The organism is Azoarcus sp. CIB (assembly GCF_001190925.1).
GTDB lineage: Bacteria > Pseudomonadota > Gammaproteobacteria > Burkholderiales > Rhodocyclaceae > Aromatoleum.
In genome coordinates this window covers 4,637,585-4,653,614 of sequence record NZ_CP011072.1, presented here as the reverse complement: position 1 = coordinate 4,653,614, position 16,030 = coordinate 4,637,585, and the positions used below count along the sequence as shown (strand labels likewise).

The 16,030-nt window shown below is 65.2% G+C and carries 17 protein-coding genes; 14 read left to right on the top strand and 3 right to left on the bottom strand.

Annotation, left to right across the window (positions count from 1 at the left end):
• The first annotated feature begins 60 nt into the window (after positions 1-60).
• Genes rfbB through AzCIB_RS20855 form a run of 5 tightly spaced genes read left to right on the top strand, consistent with a single transcriptional unit; the run spans position 61 to position 3,819 of the window.
• A complete protein-coding gene (gene rfbB / locus AzCIB_RS20875; protein ID WP_050417660.1) occupies positions 61-1,125 on the top strand; it encodes a dTDP-glucose 4,6-dehydratase in 1,065 nt (354 codons plus the stop codon).
• Positions 1,122-2,006, top strand: coding sequence for a glucose-1-phosphate thymidylyltransferase RfbA (gene rfbA, locus AzCIB_RS20870; RefSeq protein ID WP_050417659.1), 885 nt, complete (start codon positions 1,122-1,124; stop codon positions 2,004-2,006). Before rfbB ends, rfbA begins: the two co-directional genes overlap by 4 nt.
• Positions 2,006-2,551, top strand: coding sequence for a dTDP-4-dehydrorhamnose 3,5-epimerase (rfbC, locus tag AzCIB_RS20865; protein ID WP_050417658.1), 546 nt, complete (start codon positions 2,006-2,008; stop codon positions 2,549-2,551). The genes rfbA and rfbC overlap by 1 nt, the downstream gene beginning before the upstream one ends.
• Positions 2,548-3,441 carry a dTDP-4-dehydrorhamnose reductase gene (rfbD, locus tag AzCIB_RS20860; protein ID WP_050417657.1) on the top strand — a complete coding sequence of 298 codons (894 nt, stop codon included), beginning with the start codon at positions 2,548-2,550 and terminating at the stop codon, positions 3,439-3,441. The genes rfbC and rfbD overlap by 4 nt, the downstream gene beginning before the upstream one ends.
• Before the next feature lie 3 nt (positions 3,442-3,444).
• Positions 3,445-3,819 carry a hypothetical protein gene (locus AzCIB_RS20855; protein ID WP_050417656.1) on the top strand — a complete coding sequence of 125 codons (375 nt, stop codon included), beginning with the start codon at positions 3,445-3,447 and terminating at the stop codon, positions 3,817-3,819.
• On the opposite strand, the gene lysA is transcribed toward AzCIB_RS20855, so the two are convergent.
• On the bottom strand, positions 3,792-5,054 hold the full coding sequence (lysA, locus tag AzCIB_RS20850) for a diaminopimelate decarboxylase (protein ID WP_050417655.1): 1,263 nt from the start codon (positions 5,052-5,054) through the stop codon (positions 3,792-3,794). The two genes, AzCIB_RS20855 and lysA, sit on opposite strands and share 28 nt — an antisense overlap.
• The gene (lptM, locus tag AzCIB_RS23925; RefSeq protein WP_232299281.1) at positions 5,051-5,269 is read right to left on the bottom strand and encodes an LPS translocon maturation chaperone LptM; all 219 of its coding nucleotides are present in this window, start codon (positions 5,267-5,269) and stop codon (positions 5,051-5,053) included. Before lptM ends, lysA begins: the two co-directional genes overlap by 4 nt.
• On the opposite strand from lptM, the gene cyaY reads away from it, so the two are divergent.
• Complete coding sequence (cyaY, locus tag AzCIB_RS20845; RefSeq protein WP_050418490.1) at positions 5,268-5,591, top strand: iron donor protein CyaY; 324 nt, start codon at positions 5,268-5,270, stop codon at positions 5,589-5,591. The genes lptM and cyaY overlap by 2 nt on opposite strands.
• Before the next feature lie 27 nt (positions 5,592-5,618).
• On the opposite strand, the gene AzCIB_RS20840 is transcribed toward cyaY, so the two are convergent.
• Entirely contained in the window at positions 5,619-7,976 is a 2,358-nt protein-coding gene (locus tag AzCIB_RS20840; RefSeq protein WP_050417654.1) for a penicillin-binding protein 1A, read from the bottom strand.
• 170 nt (positions 7,977-8,146) lie between these two features.
• Here AzCIB_RS20840 and AzCIB_RS20835 point away from each other — a divergent pair, with 170 nt between their 5' ends.
• The 8 genes from AzCIB_RS20835 to AzCIB_RS20800 all read left to right on the top strand — a co-directional run bounded on the left by AzCIB_RS20835 (position 8,147) and on the right by AzCIB_RS20800 (position 15,933).
• Positions 8,147-9,220, top strand: coding sequence for a pilus assembly protein PilM (locus tag AzCIB_RS20835; protein ID WP_050417653.1), 1,074 nt, complete (start codon positions 8,147-8,149; stop codon positions 9,218-9,220).
• The gene (locus tag AzCIB_RS20830; RefSeq protein WP_050417652.1) at positions 9,217-9,789 is read left to right on the top strand and encodes a PilN domain-containing protein; all 573 of its coding nucleotides are present in this window, start codon (positions 9,217-9,219) and stop codon (positions 9,787-9,789) included. The genes AzCIB_RS20835 and AzCIB_RS20830 overlap by 4 nt, the downstream gene beginning before the upstream one ends.
• The gene (locus AzCIB_RS20825) at positions 9,786-10,454 is read left to right on the top strand and encodes a type IV pilus inner membrane component PilO (RefSeq protein ID WP_050417651.1); all 669 of its coding nucleotides are present in this window, start codon (positions 9,786-9,788) and stop codon (positions 10,452-10,454) included. Before AzCIB_RS20830 ends, AzCIB_RS20825 begins: the two co-directional genes overlap by 4 nt.
• A gap of 7 nt (positions 10,455-10,461) precedes the next feature.
• Positions 10,462-10,977, top strand: coding sequence for a pilus assembly protein PilP (locus tag AzCIB_RS20820; protein WP_050417650.1), 516 nt, complete (start codon positions 10,462-10,464; stop codon positions 10,975-10,977).
• Positions 10,974-13,148, top strand: a complete 2,175-nt coding sequence (locus AzCIB_RS20815; RefSeq protein ID WP_050417649.1) for a type IV pilus secretin PilQ — start codon at positions 10,974-10,976, stop codon at positions 13,146-13,148. Before AzCIB_RS20820 ends, AzCIB_RS20815 begins: the two co-directional genes overlap by 4 nt.
• A 91-nt stretch (positions 13,149-13,239) precedes the next feature.
• Positions 13,240-13,728, top strand: a complete 489-nt coding sequence (locus AzCIB_RS20810; protein WP_050417648.1) for a shikimate kinase — start codon at positions 13,240-13,242, stop codon at positions 13,726-13,728.
• Between the two features lies 1 nt (position 13,729).
• On the top strand, positions 13,730-14,812 hold the full coding sequence (gene aroB, locus AzCIB_RS20805) for a 3-dehydroquinate synthase (RefSeq protein ID WP_050417647.1): 1,083 nt from the start codon (positions 13,730-13,732) through the stop codon (positions 14,810-14,812).
• Complete coding sequence (locus AzCIB_RS20800; protein WP_050417646.1) at positions 14,809-15,933, top strand: deoxyguanosinetriphosphate triphosphohydrolase; 1,125 nt, start codon at positions 14,809-14,811, stop codon at positions 15,931-15,933. The genes aroB and AzCIB_RS20800 overlap by 4 nt, the downstream gene beginning before the upstream one ends.
• Positions 15,934-16,030 lie beyond the last annotated feature (97 nt).

Below are 16,030 nucleotides of genomic sequence, written 5' to 3'. Positions count from 1 at the left end.
CCGCGGACCGGCATTTTACGCCGTAGCCCGCGGGACCACTCCGGCTGACGAGGTAGAGCAATGATTCTGGTGACGGGCGGTGCAGGCTTCATCGGCGCCAACTTCGTACTCGACTGGCTGCGCGCGAGCGACGAGCCGGTGCTGAATCTCGACGCGCTGACCTACGCGGGCAACCTCGAGAGTCTCGCTGCTCTGCAGGGGGACGCCCGCCATGTCTTCGTGCAGGGCGACATCTGCGACAGCGCGCTCCTCGACCAACTGCTCGCCGAACACCGCCCGCGCGCGATCGTGCATTTCGCCGCCGAAAGCCACGTCGACCGCTCGATCCACGGCCCCGCGGCCTTCGTGCGCACCAATGTCGAAGGCACGTTCACGCTGCTCGAAGCGGCGCGCGCCTACTGGTCCGCGCTCGACGGCGCGGAGCAGGCCGCCTTCCGCTTCCTGCACGTCTCGACCGACGAGGTCTACGGCTCGCTCGGCCCGAACGACCCGCCCTTCGCCGAGAGCAAGGCCTACGAACCCAACAGCCCGTACTCCGCGAGCAAGGCCGCGTCCGACCACCTCGTGCGCGCCTGGCACCACACTTACGGCCTGCCGGTGCTCACGACCAACTGCTCGAACAACTACGGCCCCTACCAGTTCCCCGAAAAGCTCATCCCGCTGATGATAGCCAACGCGCTCGCCGGCAAGGCCCTGCCGGTCTACGGCGACGGTCGCAACGTGCGCGACTGGCTTTACGTCGGCGACCACTGCGCCGCGATCCGCGAAGTGCTCGCGCGTGGCCGCCTCGGCGAGACCTACAACGTCGGCGGCTGGAACGAGAAGCCCAACCTCGAGATCGTGCATACCGTGTGTGCGCTGCTCGACGAACTGCGCCCCGATCCCGCCGGCCCGCACGCGCGCCTGATCACCTATGTCGCCGACCGTCCCGGCCACGACCGCCGCTACGCGATCGACGCGCGCAAGATCGAGCGCGAACTCGGCTGGCGCCCGGCCGAGACCTTCGAAACGGGCATCCGCAAGACCATCGCGTGGTACCTCGCGAACCAGGACTGGGTGGCGGACGTGCAGAGCGGCGCCTATCGCGAATGGGTCGCGCGCAACTATGGAGATCGACGGGCATGAGCACACGCAAGGGCATCATCCTCGCCGGTGGTTCCGGCACCCGCCTGCACCCGGCCACCCTGGCCGTCTCCAAGCAGCTGCTGCCGGTGTACGACAAGCCGATGATCTACTACCCGCTCAGCACCCTGATGCTGGCAGGGATCCGCGACATCCTCATCATCTCCACCCCGCAGGACACCCCACGCTTCGAGCAGCTCCTCGGCGACGGCAGCCGCTGGGGCCTGCGCCTGCAGTATGCCGTGCAGCCCAGCCCGGACGGCCTCGCGCAGGCCTTCCTGATCGGCGAGGCGTTCATCGCCGGCTCGCCGTCGGCCCTCGTGCTCGGCGACAACCTCTTCTATGGCCACGAACTCGCGGACGACCTCAGGCAGGCCGGCCAGCGTGCACACGGCGCGACCGTCTTCGCCTATCCGGTGAATGACCCCGAGCGCTACGGCGTCGTCGAGTTCGATGCCGCAGGTCACGCGATCAGCATCGAGGAAAAACCGGCGAAACCGAAGAGCCGCTACGCCGTCACCGGTCTCTACTTCTACGACGAGCGCGTCGTCGACATCGCGCGTGCTCTCAAGCCCAGCCCGCGCGGCGAGCTCGAGATCACCGACGTCAATCGCCACTACCTCGAAGCTGGCGCGCTCGACGTGCAGGTCATGGGCCGCGGCCACGCCTGGCTCGACACCGGTACGCACGAGAGTCTGCTCGAGGCGGGCCTCTTCATCCAGACGATCGAAAAGCGTCAGGGTCTCAAGATCGCCTGTCCGGAAGAAATCGCCTGGCGCGCGGGCTGGATCGACGCCGCCCAACTCGCCGAACTCGCCAAGCCGCTCGCGAAGAACGGCTATGGTCAGTACCTGTTGCGCGTGCTCGAAGAAAAGGTGTTCTGATGAAGGTCATTTCCACCGCGGTCCCCGACGTGCTGATCATCGAACCCAGGGTGTTCGGCGACGCACGCGGCTTCTTCTTCGAAAGCTTCAACGCACGCGCCTTCCGCGACACCACGGGCCTCGACGAGCAGTTCGTGCAGGACAACCACTCCCGCTCCGCGCGCGGCGTCCTGCGCGGCCTTCATTACCAGATCCGTCAGCCGCAGGGGAAGCTCGTGCGCGTCGTGCGCGGCTCCGTGTTCGACGTCGTCGTCGACCTGCGCCGCCGTTCGCCGAGCTTCGGCCGCTGGACGGGCGTCGAGCTCAGCGAGGACAACCACCGCCAGCTGTGGATCCCGCCCGGCTTCGCACACGGCTTCGTCGTGCTGTCCGAGTCCGCGGATTTCCTCTACAAGACCACCGACTACTACGCCCCCGAACACGAGCGCTGCCTGGCGTGGAACGACCCGACCGTCGGCGTCGAATGGCCGCTCGCCGGCGAGCCGCAACTGTCGGCAAAAGACCGCGAGGGCAAGCCCCTCGCACAATGTGAGGTTTTCGAATGAGACTGCTCGTCACCGGCGCCAACGGTCAGGTCGGCTGGGAACTCGCGCGCAGCCTGATGCCGCTCGGCGACGTCATCGCGCTCGACCGCAGCCGCTGCGACCTGTCGCGCCCCGAGACCCTGGCGGCACTGGTTGCCGACCTCGCCCCCGACGTCATCGTCAATGCTGCCGCCTACACGGCCGTGGACAAGGCCGAGTCAGAGGAAGCGCTCGCGACCACGATCAACGGTATCGCACCGGGCGAACTCGCCCGCGCCGCGAAGACGGTCGGTGCGCTGCTCGTGCACTACTCGACCGACTACGTGTTCGACGGCACGAAGACGGCGCCCTACACCGAGGACGACCCCGTCGCCCCGGTCAACGCCTACGGCCGCAGCAAGCTCGCCGGCGAAGTGGCGATCCGCGAGTCCGGCTGCGATCACCTGATCCTGCGCACCACCTGGGTGTTCGCCTCCCGCGGCGGCAACTTCGTGCGCACGATGCTGCGCCTCGGCGCCGAACGCGAACAGCTGCGTGTCGTTGCCGACCAGCACGGCGCGCCGACCTGGGCACGCAACATCGCCGACGCCACCGCCCAAATCGTCGCCCAGGCGCAGCGCGAACGGCGCGAGCGTACGTTCGCGTCGGGCATCTTCAACCTCACCTCGGCCGGCGAAACGAGCTGGCACGGCTTCGCCGAGGCGATCTTCGCCACAGCCCGGACCGCGTTACCGGATCTGGCCCTGAAGGTCGCGATCGTCGAACCGATCCCCGCCTCGGCCTATCCCGTGCCGGCCGCCCGCCCGGCCAACTCGCGCCTCGCCGCCGACCGGCTCGCGGCGCGTTTCGGCATCGCCATGCCACACTGGCAGGACGCCTTGCGCCGCTGCGTCGAAGACATTGCACGCTGAGCCATGAGCGGATTCGAACACTTCGAGCGCGACGCCTGCCAGCTCGAGCGCGAAATCCTCAAGCGCGGCATCGTGCTCAAACTGGACTGGGACGACGCGGCCGGCATGCGCAAGCTCGCGCGCGAAGCCCTGCAAGGTGGCGCCGGCCACACTCAGGCGCTCCTCGCCGACCCGGACGCACGCCTGCGCGCACGCGGCGAACTCTTCGCGCTGGGCGTGCTGATGCTGCGTGTGATGGAGGAGAGCGCCGACACCGGCGTGCATACGCACGGCGGCCCGGCCTGGAAGGCCTTCGGCCGCGCCCTCATCCAGGAGGCGCAGGCCGAAGGGAAGCAGGTCGACCCGAGGGCTCAGGTCAACGGCGATTCGAGCGCGTAGAGCGACTCGACGGTCTCGCGCCTGCGGATCAGGTGCGTGCGGCTACCATCGACCATGACCTCGGCGACGCGCGGACGGGTGTTGTAGTTCGAGCTCATCGCCATGCCGTAGGCGCCCGCAGACAGCAGCGCAACAAGGTCGCCGGCCTCGACGGCCAGCTCGCGGTCATGCGCAAGGAAGTCACCGCTCTCGCAGATCGGTCCCACGATCTCGTAGTTCTTCGCCGCACCCGTGCGCGGCCGCACCGCGACGACCTCATGGTAGGCGTCGTACAGCGCCGGGCGCGCCAGATCGTTCATGGCCGCATCGACGATCGCGAAGTTCTTCTCCTCGCCCGGCTTCAGGTACTCGATGCGCGTCAGCAACAGGCCCGCGTTGCCGACCAGTGAGCGGCCCGGTTCGAAGCACAGCTCCTCCTTGCGCCCCTCGAACAGCTTCAGCAGCGGAGCAAGGTATCCCGCAACCGTTGGCGGCTGCTCGTCGCGGTAACGGATGCCGAGTCCGCCACCGAGGTCGATGTGGTCCAGCGTGATCCCCTCGGTCGCCAGCCGGTCGACGAGGTCGAGGATCTTCCCGGCCGCCTCGGCGATCGGTGCGGGGTCCAGCAGCTGCGAGCCGATATGGCACGCCACGCCGCTCACGCGCAGGTTCGGCAGGCTCGCCGCGCGGCGATACAGATCCGCCGCCGCATCGATCGCGACGCCGAACTTGTTGCTCTTGAGGCCCGTCGAAATGTAGGGATGAGTCTTCGGATCGACGTCCGGATTCACGCGGAAGGCGATCGGTGCAACCTTGCCGAGTTCGCCCGCGACCTCGTTCAGGCGGTCGATCTCCGCGTCCGACTCGACGTTGAAGCAGCGGATCCCTGCCTTCAGCGCTTGGCGCATTTCGTCACGGCTCTTGCCCACGCCGGAAAACACCACCTTGCCCGCGTCGCCGCCGGCGGCCAGCACCCGCGCGAGCTCGCCGCCCGAGACGATGTCGAAGCCCGCGCCCAGTTGCGCGAACACCGACAGCACGCCGAGGTTCGAATTCGCCTTCACCGCGTAGCACACCAGCCCGCGGCGGCCCGCAAGTGCCTCGCGGTAGGCCGAGAAGGCCTCGGTCAACGCGCGGCGCGAATAGACATAAACCGGAGTGCCATACTGCGTCGCGATGGCGGCAAGCGCCACGCCTTCGAGCTGAAGGCCGTCGCTGCCCTCGGTCAGGGTGGGAATCGGAAATCGGGAGGTCATCGTGAGTCGTCGGTCGCTTTGGGGGCTTTGCTATGATCGACGCCGGCGGCTGGAGCAGCCTTGGCCGGTGCGGGCGGAACCTGGGGCAGATACAGCGGCCCCTTGATCCCGCAACCGCTCAGGGCAAGGGCGCAGCACAGCGCGGCAGCGGTCGGAATGGCTCGCATGGTGTCGTCGGTCGAAAAAACGGAAATGCTAACAGAAGGAGCGAACATGGAAGAATCGGCGTTCAACGCGCTGGCCGAAGCCGAACTCGTGCGGATCGAAGCCGCGCTCGAAGCCTGCGGTGCCGAACTGGACATCGAGACCATGCCCGGCGGCGTGCTGGAGATCGAGTTCGAGAACGGCAGCAAGATGGTGATCAACCGCCACTCGGCCGCGCGCGAGATCTGGGTCGCCGCCAAGGCCGGCGGCTTCCACTTTCGCCACGACGCCGGCCGCTGGATCGCCGCGCGTGACGGCGTCGAACTCTACGCGATGCTGTCGCAACTCGTCAGCCAGCAGTCCGGGGCGCCCGTCGCCGTCAAGGCAGGCTGAACCGGCGGCGCTCCGGGGGATTCTCTCCTACGGGCGCCGCACCGGTATCGGAGTGCGCTCAACCACGGGGGCCGGGGCCGCCGTCGGGCGAATCTGGGGCAGCGCCTCGTCCGGAGCCTCGGCCGGTAGGGGCAAGTTCTCCGTCTCCGTCGGGAGCATGAACGGTTCGGACGGGACATTCTCGCGATAGACGAACTCGTCGCGGCCCGAACCCGTATGGACGGCGACCAGCCCGTCAGGGCGGGCCGGGGACTTCTCCGGCAGGGTCTTCAGCGCGGTGCGCATGAAATTCACCCACATCGGCAGGGCGGCCGAACCGCCGGTCTCGCCGCGTCCCAGATTGCGCGGTTGGTCGTGCCCCATCCAGCTCACGGCAACCAGATCCGGGTGGAAGCCGGCGAACCAGGCGTCCACGTAGTCGTTGGTCGTTCCCGTCTTGCCGGCGAGTTCGCCGCGTTTGAGGGTCAGCGCCCGCGTTGCCGTACCGCGCCGGACCACGTCCTGCATCATCGAGGTCATCAGCCACGCGTTGCGCGGATCGATCACGCGTGGCGCGCTCTCTCCCGCGACGGGTGGGTCCACCTTGGCGACGACATGCCCCTGGCCATCGATCATCTCTTTCACGACATACGGTTCGACGCGGTAACCGCCGTTCGCGAACACGGCGTAGCCGGTCGCCATCTGCCACGGCGTCGCCATGCCGGCGCCGAGCGCCATCGTCAGATAGGGCGGGTGCTGGGCTGCATCGAAACCGAAGCGCGTGATGTAGTCCTGCGCGTACTCGGGTGTGATCGAGCGCAACACCCGGATCGAGATCATGTTCTTCGATCGTGCCAGCCCCTCGCGTAGCGTCATCGGTCCTTCGTACTTGCCATCGTAGTTCTTCGGCTCCCAGTCCTTGCTGCCGGTGATCCCGGCCGGGAAGAACAGCGGCCCGTCCTCTTCGACGCTGCTCGGCGAGAAACCGCGTTCGAGCGCCGCCGAATAGATGAAGGGCTTGAAGCTCGATCCCGGCTGGCGTAGCGCCTGGGTCACGTGATTGAACTTGCTGCGATTGAAATCGAAGCCGCCGATGAGTGCCCGAACCGCACCCGTCTTCGAGTCAACCGCGATCAGTGCCGCTTCCACGTCCGGCAGCTGCGCGATTTCCCAGCCCTTCTCGCCGAGGTCGCGGAGGCGCACGATCGCCCCGCGCCGCACCTTGCGTGCCTGCGGGGCCCGTTCGTTGAGCATCGGGGCCGCAAAGGCCAGTCCCCCGCCGGTGATCTTCGAGACTTCGCCGTGGCGATAGACAGTGACCGATTTTGGTGACGCCTCGAGAACCAGCGCGGCGATCAGGTCATCGTAGTCGGCGACGTCCGAGAGCAACTCGTCGAGCCGCTCTTCGTCGTTCGCCTTCACGCCGTTCAGGTCGACAAAGCTCTCGGGGCCGCGGTAACCGTGCCGCCGGTCGTAATCCATCACTCCCTGGCGGACGGCCTTGTAGGCGGCCTGCTGCTCGTCGCGCGTCACCGTGGTGATCACGCGGATGCCCGAATCGTAGGCCTGATCGCCAAACTGTTCGACCGCCAGCTGGCGCGCCATCTCCGCAACGAAGTCGCCGCGCAGGGGACTCGATGCCGAACGCCCGTTCGCCAGCACGAGCGGTTCCGCGCGGGCCGTCTCGAAGGTCTTCTCGTCGATGAAGCCGGCTTCGACCATGCGGCGCAGCACGTAATGCTGGCGCTGGATCGCCCGGCGCGGGTTCGCGATCGGGTTGTAGGCAGACGGCGCTTTCGGCAGCCCCGCGAGCATGGCCGCTTCGGCCACCGTGATGTCCTTCAGCGGCTTGTCGAAGTAGGCGCGTGCCGCGGCCGAGAATCCGTACGAGCGCTGACCGAGGAAAATCTGGTTGATGTAAAGCTCGAAGATCTGATCCTTGCTCAGGCTGCGCTCGATGCGCAATGCAAGGAGAATTTCGTAAAGCTTGCGGTTGAAGGTCTTCTCGCGCGTCAGGAAGAAATTGCGCGCCACCTGCATCGTGATTGTCGACGCGCCCTGGCCGCGTCCGCCCGACACCACGTTCGCGAGCGCGGCGCGCGCGATCCCGATCACATCGATTCCGGGGTGTTCGTAGAAGCGCTCGTCCTCGGCGGCGAGGATGGCCTGCTTGAGAATCGTCGGGACTTCGTCCATGGCCACGACGACCCGCCGCTCCTCGCCGAATTCCCCGAGTAAATACCCATCTGACGTGTATACTCGCAGCGGAATCTTCGGGCGGTAATCGGTCAGAACGTCCAGCGAAGGCAGGTTCGGCCATGCGAATGCAGAGACTGCCGCAATGGTTGCCGCGCCGAGAATGACAAGAGCGATGAGTGCCGCGAGGGGATAAAAGACCCAGCGCATCGGGAATCCATAGAGGGAGGACGGGAGCGCAATTATACGTTTGCGCACCCGGTGCCTCCAAAGCATCTGCCGCCGTCTGTGTTTGCACTCGCAACACTTTGTTGCTAGCATCTCAGAAGCTTATTCAGTTTCGGCGCCTAACATAAAGAAATTTAAGGGTTTTCTTTGTGATGGACTTCTCCCTATTTCGCCCCAAGGCACGCCAGCTGGTCGGCCTCGATATCTCATCTTCATCGGTGAAGATGGTCGAGCTGTCAGAGGGCGAAAAGGGTGCGTACCGCATGGAGCGGTACGCCATCGAATCCCTGCCGCGTGACGCCGTCGTCGACGGCAATATCGCCAACCTCGAAGGTGTCAGCGACGCCGTGATGCGTGCCGTGCGCCGCATGGGCGGGGGCATCAAACAGGTCGCCGTCGCGCTTCCTGCTTCGGCCGTGATCACCAAGAAGATGATTCTGCCGGGCGGTCTGCGCGACCAGGAAATGGAACTCCAGGTCGAGTCGGAGGCCAGTCAGTACATTCCCTTTGCCTTGGACGAAGTCAATCTCGACTTCCAGGTGGTCGGCCCCTCGCCGGGCAGCCCCGAAGAGGTCGAGGTCCTGATCGCCGCATCGCGCAAGGAAAAGGTCGAGGACCGCGTCGCTGTAGTCGAATCCGCCGGCCTCAAGGCCGCGGTGATGGACGTCGAGTCCTTCGCGGCAGAAGCGGCCTTCGAACTCGTCGCAAGGCAGCTCCCGGGCGGCGGCGCCGACAAGATCGTCGCGGTGATCGACATCGGCGCTAACGTCATGAACGTCAGCGTCCTGCGCAATGGTCAGCAGCTCTATGCGCGCGAACAGGCGTTCGGCGGCATGCAGCTCACGCAGGAAATCGCGCGCCAGTACGGCATGAGTGTCGAGGACGCCGAGGCCGCGAAACGTGCGGGCGGCCTGCCCGAGGACTACGAGCGCGACCTGATGCGGCCCTTCATGGATAGCCTGGCCCTCGAAGTGTCGCGGGCGCTGCAGTTCTTCTTCACCTCGACACAGTACAACCAGGTCGACCACATCGTCCTCGCGGGCGGCTGCTCGGTCATGCCCGGTCTCTCCGACGTGGTGGCCGGCCGTACCCAGGTCCCGTCCATCGTCGCGAATCCCTTCGTCGGGATGTCGATGTCGTCGCGCGTGCGACCCAAGAACCTGCTGGCCGATGCACCGTCGCTGATGGTTGCCTGCGGACTGGCGCTCCGGAGATTCGATTCATGATTCGAATCAACCTGCTGCCCCATCGCGAACTCAAGCGCCGTGAACGACGCCAGCAGTTCTTTGTCGTGTCCGCCGCGATGGTCGTTGCCGGCCTGCTGGTCGCGCTGGTCGTGCATACAGTCATCGCCGGCTACGTCGAGCGTCAGGAACGCCGCAACGATTTCCTCAAGTCCGAGATCACCAAGCTGGACGTGCAGATCGCCGAAATCAAGCGTCTGCGTGAACAGATCGATGCCCTGCTCGCGCGCAAGCAGGTTATCGAGTCCCTGCAGACCACGCGGGGCCAGGCGGTGAATGTCATGAACGAGTTCGCGCGCCGCGTGCCCGACGGTGTGTATCTGCGCTCCATCAAGCAGACCGGCCCGAAGATTGCCCTGCTCGGCTACTCGCAGTCCAATTCGCGCGTTTCGGCGCTGATGCGCAGCCTCGACGAATCGCCCTACCTTGCCAACCCGGGGTTGGTCGAGATCAAAGCGGCATCCGTGAACAAGCGGCGGGTCAGCGATTTCGCCCTCAACATCGGTATCGAAGGGCCCAAGGCCGAAGGCGATCAAGGGGCCAGGAAATGAATGTCGGCAAACTCCAAGGCATCGATTTCGAGCGTCTCTCGCAGGATTTCAAGGGCCTCGATCCCAACGACCCCGGCGCGTGGCCGCTGGCGCCGCGCATCGCGGTGTTCGTCGCGTTGCTGGTTGCGGTCCTCGCTCTCGCATGGTGGTTCGACTGGCGCGATCAGGTGGCGCTCCTCGAACAGCGCGAGGCCGAAGAGGTGCAACTGCGCGACGACTGGGTGACGAAGAAGAAGCTTGCCGTGAATCTGGATGCGTACAAGCTTCAGCTCGAAGAGACCGACCGCCAGTTCGGCGCGCTGCTGAAGCAGCTTCCGAATCGCGCGGAAATGGACTCGTTGCTCTCCGACATCAACCAGGCTGGCGTCGGCCGCGGATTGCAGTTCGAACTCTTCAAGCCAGGCTCTGAATCGGTCAAGGACTTCTATGCCGAGATGCCGATCGATGTGCGCATCGTCGGGGCCTACAACGACCTTGGCGCGTTCGCCGAAGACGTTGCCCGCATGTCCCGGATCGTGACCCTGGACAACGTCGCGATCGAAACCCAGAAGGATGGCGGCCTCAAGCTGGAAGCGAAGGCGGTCACGTATCGCTACCTCGACGAAGAGGAGCTCGCGCAGAAGCGCCAGCAGGAGAAGGCCGCAAAGACAAAGGGAGGCAAGTGAGAGAGCCATGAAACGCCTTCTGATACTTGCAAGCGCCCTTGTCCTCACCGCCTGTGCAGGCGATCAGGAGGACATCCAGGGGTGGATGACCGAGCAGGAAAAGGGGATGACCGGAACGATCAAGCCCCTGCCCGAGATCAAGCCGGTCCCGGTCGTGAAGTATGAAGCGGAAGGCGCTGCCGACCCCTTCGTGATGAGCCGCATCGAGCCCGAAACGAAAACCACCCGCCGTGGCGGCCCCGACCTCGATCGCAGGCGCGAGCCTCTCGAGGCCTATCCGCTCGAATCCCTGCAACTGGTCGGGGTGCTCACGCAGAACCGAAAGGTGCACGCTCTGGTACGCGCCGACCAGAACCTGCACCAAGTCAAGGTCGGCAACTACATGGGCCAGAATTTCGGACTGGTGACGGCGATCTCGGAGTCGGAAGTCACCCTGAAAGAGCTGGTTGAAGACATGAACGGCGATTGGGTCGAGCGCATCAGCACATTGCTGCTGCAGGAGCAGCAGGAGGCACGGAAATGAATCACAAACGCATGATTGCGCTGCTGTGTGCGGCGTTCACCCTGGCTGTTCCTGCGCCCGCCGTCCTTGCGCAGGCTGCGTCGTCGCAAAGCCAGGCCGCGACGAACCGCATCGAAGACCTCGAGGTTTCCCAGCAGGGTGGTTCCGTGCTGCTGAAGCTCACGCTCAAGGAGCCCCTCGCCGCGCCCCCGGCGAGTTTCAGCGTTGCGAACCCCGCGCGGATCGCATTCGATTTTCCCGGCACGATCAACGGCTTGGGCCGCAGCGTGCAGGAAATCGACCAGGGCGACCTGCGCAGCGCGAACATCGTCCAGTCCGGCGACCGCACGCGCCTCGTCCTGAACGTCACCAAAGTCACTCCCTTCGAATCGCGCATCGAGGGGCGTACCGTCATCATCTCGCTCGGCGCCGCGGCGCCTTCGGGCGCCACCACGACGCAGGTCTCGCAGGCGATGGCCAATTTCGCCGCGCCGAAACGTGATGCGGTCGCCGAGGGCAGCAGCATCCGCGACATCAATTTCCGCCGCGGCAAGGATGGCGAGGGGCGGGTGGTCGTGCAGCTCTCCAGTCCCGACGCAGGCATCGACATCCGTCAGCAGGGTGGTGGCCTGGTCGTCGAGTTCCTGAAGACCTCCTTGCCCGAGCATCTGCGTCGCCGCTCGGATGTCACCGACTTCGCCACCCCGGTGACGTCGATGACCGCGCAGCAGCAGGGCGACAACGTCCGCCTGCAGGTGACGCCCAACGGCAAGTGGGAGCACAACGCCTACCAGAGCGACAACCAGTTCGTGCTCGAGGTGCGCCGCGTCGTCGAGGATCCGAACAAGCTGGTCCAGGGGGCTGGGCGCGGCCAGTACAAGGGCGAGAAGCTCTCGCTGAATTTCCAGAACATCGACGTCCGTTCGGTGCTGCAGGTCATCGCCGATTTCACCAACTTCAACATCATCACCAGCGACTCGGTGCAGGGCAACCTGACGCTGCGCCTCAAGGACGTGCCGTGGGACCAGGCCCTCGACATCATCCTGCAGGCCAAGGGCCTGGACATGCGCAAGTCGGGTAACGTCATCTGGATTGCTCCGGGCGAGGAGCTCGCGACGCGCGAGAAGCTGCAGCTCGAAGCGAAGGCGCAGATCGGCGATCTGGAACCGCTGCAGACCGAAAGCTTCCAGATCAATTATCACAAGTCGAAGGAAATCTTCGATTTCCTGAAGAGCAAGGATCAGACGATGCTGTCGAAGCGTGGCAGCGTCGTCGTCGACGAGCGGAGTAATCGGCTGTTCGTCACCGATGTCTCGAGCCGCTTGGCGGCCCTTGCGAGCCTCATCAAGGATATCGACATCCCGCCGCGCCAGGTCATGATCGAGGCGCGGGTCGTCGAGGCGAACAAGGATTTCGCCCGCGATCTCGGCGTGCGTCTGGGTTACGGGGATCGCAAGTCGAAGAACCTCGGTGAGGGGGCAAAGATCGGCTTCGGTTCGTCCGAGTTCGGCAACTTCAACTCCCAGACGGGCGAGATCAGCACGGATCCGGATTCGCCGATCAATACGATCATTCATCGCGTGGGCGAAAATGCGGTGAGTGGCAACGGCTTCCTCCCGACCAACCCGTTCGGCGCTCTGAACCTGACCCTGTTCAACCGTTCGCTGACGCGCTTCCTGAACCTCGAGCTGGCAGCCCTCGAATCGGACGGTCGCGGCCGTGTCGTGTCGAGCCCGCGCATCCTCACGGCCAACCAGGTCGAGGCGACGATCAAGCAGGGCCAGGAGATTCCCTACGTCACGCCCTCGAGCGGCACCGAGCCGCCGACCGTCAGCTTCAAGGATGCCGTGCTGATGCTGAAGGTGCGCCCGAGCATCACGCCGGATGGGCGCGTCCAGCTGAAGGTGGAAGTGAGCAAGGACAGGGCGGATTTCTCGCGCAGCATCCTCGGCAATCCGCCGATCGACAAGAAGAGCGTGACGACCGAAGTGATGGTCGAGAATGGCGGAACGGTGGTGATCGGTGGCGTATTCGAGGAAGAGGAGACCACTACGGTAAACCGTGTGCCGCTGCTCGGCGAGATCCCTTACCTCGGCGCCCTGTTCCGCTCGACGAATACGCAGTCGGCGCGTCGCGAGCTGCTGGTTTTCCTGACGCCGCGCATCGTCTCGGACACCCTGACGCTGAAGTGATCGGCACGCGCGCAGGCTCGTTCGCCTGCTGTATAGTTGCTGGCATTACGTATCGGATGCCGGTTTGGTGTTAGTGATTCTGGTTGGCTTGATGGGCGCCGGGAAGACCACGGTAGGTCGTGAGTATGCCCGGCGTCATCGCATGCGCTTCGTCGATTGCGATCACGAGATCGAGGCTCGTACGGGGGTCAAGGTCTCCACGATCTTCGAGATCGAAGGCGAGGAAGGTTTCAGGCGGCGCGAAACTCAGCTCATCGACGAGCTGACGCAGGAATCCGACCTCGTGCTGGCGACCGGCGGCGGGGTCGTCCTCAATCCCGACAACCGCGCGATGATGTCGGAGCGGGGTGTCGTCGTGTACCTGAACGTACCGACACCCGTCCTGTGGGAGCGGACCCGGCACGACCGCAACCGTCCGCTGCTGCAGGTGCCCAACCCGCGCGAACGCATCGAGAGCCTCTATCGCGAACGCGATCCGCTGTACCGTTCCGTCGCGGACATCATCGTCGATGGCGGTCGCGGCAATCCAGGCGGGATGGTGCGCGTGATCGAGAAGGCCATCGAAAACTTCAAGAAGTGACATGCGTACCCTCAATGTGGCACTTGGCGACCGCGCTTATCCGATCCATATCGGCCGCGGCCTGCTCAGCGATCCGTCGCTGATCCTCCCTTTCCTCAGGACGCCGCGCGTCGCGATCGTCACCAACGACGTCGTCGGCCCGCTTTACCTCGATCCGCTGCAGGCCGGGCTGCGCCATCGCGGCGTGCAGGTGCATGCCGTGACGCTGTCCGATGGCGAGGCGCACAAGGATTGGTCGACCCTCAGCCGGATCTTCGACATGCTCCTGGCTGAGCGCTGCGAGCGCTCGACGACCCTCCTTGCCCTGGGGGGCGGCGTCATCGGCGACATGACCGGATTTGCGGCCGCGACCTACCAGCGCGGCGTGCCGTTCATCCAGATTCCGACGACGCTGCTGTCGCAGGTCGACTCGTCGGTGGGTGGAAAGACGGCGATCAACCATCCGCTCGGCAAGAACATGATCGGCGCGTTCTATCAGCCTAAACTGGTGCTGGCCGATACCGGAACGCTGGACACCCTGCCGGCACGCGAACTGGCCGCAGGTCTCGCGGAAGTTATCAAGTACGGCTTGATCCGCGATCCGGAGTTCTTCGACTGGCTGGAGTCGAACATCGAGCGCCTGGTCGCGCGTGAGCCCGAGGCGCTGGCCTTTGCGATAGAGCGTTCATGCACGAACAAGGCGGTCGTCGTTGCGGCGGACGAAACCGAGCAAGGGGAGCGCGCGCTCCTGAATCTCGGGCATACCTTCGGCCATGCGATCGAAACCGGCATGGGCTACGGGGCGTGGCTGCACGGCGAGGCCGTGGCGGCGGGAACGATGATGGCCGCGGAACTGTCGGCCCGCCTGGGGTGGTTGAGCGTTGGCGATGTCGCGCGCATCGAGGCGCTGCACAGGCGCGCCGGGTTGCCGGTGCACGGCCCGCAACTTGGTGCTGCACGCTATCTGGAGCTGATGGCGCACGACAAGAAGGTGGAGGCCGGGCGGCTGCGGCTGATACTGCTACGCGGCATCGGCAGGGCGGTCATCCATGCCGATGCAACGCACGAAGCGATCGCCGCAGCCATCGAAGCGCGCTGCGCATGATGGCGCTCGCTCACTGGGCGGTGACCGAGGCGAATTCGCGTGGGAGGGTTCATTCCGAGCCCTCGCCCGGCATTCGCAGCGAGTTCCAGCGCGACCGCGACCGCATCGTGCATTCGAACTCGTTCCGGCGGCTCGAATACAAGACGCAGGTCTTCGTCAATCACGAGGGTGACCTGTTCCGCACGCGCCTGACGCATAGCATCGAGGTGGCCCAGATTTCGCGCAGCGTGGCACGGACGCTGCAGCTCAACGAGGATCTGGTCGAGGCGATCGCGCTCGCCCATGACCTGGGGCACACCCCGTTCGGGCATGCGGGTCAGGACGCCCTCAATGCCTGCATGAAGGCGTACGGCGGGTTCGAGCACAATCTGCAGTCCCTGCGAACTGTCGATGTTCTCGAGGAGCACTACGCCGCCTTCGACGGCCTGAACCTGTGTTACGAGACGCGCGAGGGGATCCTGAAGCACTGCTCGCGCGAGCGTGCCAAGGAGTTGGGCGAACTGGGGCAGCGCTTCCTCGACGGTCATCAGCCTTCGTTGGAGGCGCAGCTCACCAATCTGGCCGACGAGATCGCGTACAACAACCACGATGTCGATGACGGTCTGCGTTCCGGGCTGATCACCCTGGAACAGCTCGACGAGGTCGCAGTGTTCGCGGATGCGCGCCGGGATGCGGAGGCCCGCTGGCCGGGTCTTGGAGGGCGCCGGCTGATCCACGAGACGATTCGGCGCATGATCAACGAGATGGCGCTCGACCTCATCGCCACGACGCGGGCGAACATCGTCGGTGCGGGTGTGCAGTCCCTCGCGGATGTGCGTCACGCCGGGCGACTGGTGGCGTATTCGGAGGAGCTCGCGCCGCGCCTGCGCGAGCTGAAGGCGTTCCTGCGGCAGAACCTCTACGCGCACTACCAGGTGCTGCGCATGACGGACAAGGCGCGGCGCATCATCCAGGATCTGTTCGGCGCCTTCATGAGCGATCCCCGCCTTCTTCCGCCGCAATATCAGATGCGTGCACGCGCCGACACGCCACGCGCAATCGCCGACTATATCGCCGGAATGACCGACCGCTACGCGATGAAAGAGCATCGCCGGCTCTTCGCCGTCGGCGAAATTCATTGAGGCATCATAGGCTTACCGCGCCGCAAAAAAATCTTGAAACACGGGTTTCGCGGGGGTATATTCCGAAGTCCGCCTGAAAGGTAAGCAGTGGCCGTGC

What these genes read in the sequence shown, in the direction of transcription:
- rfbD (WP_050417657.1), top strand. Translation starts at nt 2,548, where the DNA reads ATGAGACTGCTCGTCACCGGCGCCAACGGTCAGGTCGGCTGGGAACTC.
- AzCIB_RS20840 (WP_050417654.1), bottom strand. Translation starts at nt 7,976, where the DNA reads ATGCGCTGGGTCTTTTATCCCCTCGCGGCACTCATCGCTCTTGTCATT.
- AzCIB_RS20855 (WP_050417656.1), top strand. Translation starts at nt 3,445, where the DNA reads ATGAGCGGATTCGAACACTTCGAGCGCGACGCCTGCCAGCTCGAGCGC.
- AzCIB_RS20830 (WP_050417652.1), top strand. Translation starts at nt 9,217, where the DNA reads ATGATTCGAATCAACCTGCTGCCCCATCGCGAACTCAAGCGCCGTGAA.
- lysA (WP_050417655.1), bottom strand. Translation starts at nt 5,054, where the DNA reads ATGACCTCCCGATTTCCGATTCCCACCCTGACCGAGGGCAGCGACGGC.
- AzCIB_RS20820 (WP_050417650.1), top strand. Translation starts at nt 10,462, where the DNA reads ATGAAACGCCTTCTGATACTTGCAAGCGCCCTTGTCCTCACCGCCTGT.
- cyaY (WP_050418490.1), top strand. Translation starts at nt 5,268, where the DNA reads ATGGAAGAATCGGCGTTCAACGCGCTGGCCGAAGCCGAACTCGTGCGG.
- rfbC (WP_050417658.1), top strand. Translation starts at nt 2,006, where the DNA reads ATGAAGGTCATTTCCACCGCGGTCCCCGACGTGCTGATCATCGAACCC.
- rfbA (WP_050417659.1), top strand. Translation starts at nt 1,122, where the DNA reads ATGAGCACACGCAAGGGCATCATCCTCGCCGGTGGTTCCGGCACCCGC.
- aroB (WP_050417647.1), top strand. Translation starts at nt 13,730, where the DNA reads ATGCGTACCCTCAATGTGGCACTTGGCGACCGCGCTTATCCGATCCAT.
- AzCIB_RS20825 (WP_050417651.1), top strand. Translation starts at nt 9,786, where the DNA reads ATGAATGTCGGCAAACTCCAAGGCATCGATTTCGAGCGTCTCTCGCAG.
- AzCIB_RS20815 (WP_050417649.1), top strand. Translation starts at nt 10,974, where the DNA reads ATGAATCACAAACGCATGATTGCGCTGCTGTGTGCGGCGTTCACCCTG.
- AzCIB_RS20835 (WP_050417653.1), top strand. Translation starts at nt 8,147, where the DNA reads ATGGACTTCTCCCTATTTCGCCCCAAGGCACGCCAGCTGGTCGGCCTC.
- AzCIB_RS20810 (WP_050417648.1), top strand. Translation starts at nt 13,240, where the DNA reads ATGGGCGCCGGGAAGACCACGGTAGGTCGTGAGTATGCCCGGCGTCAT.
- lptM (WP_232299281.1), bottom strand. Translation starts at nt 5,269, where the DNA reads ATGTTCGCTCCTTCTGTTAGCATTTCCGTTTTTTCGACCGACGACACC.
- AzCIB_RS20800 (WP_050417646.1), top strand. Translation starts at nt 14,809, where the DNA reads ATGATGGCGCTCGCTCACTGGGCGGTGACCGAGGCGAATTCGCGTGGG.
- rfbB (WP_050417660.1), top strand. Translation starts at nt 61, where the DNA reads ATGATTCTGGTGACGGGCGGTGCAGGCTTCATCGGCGCCAACTTCGTA.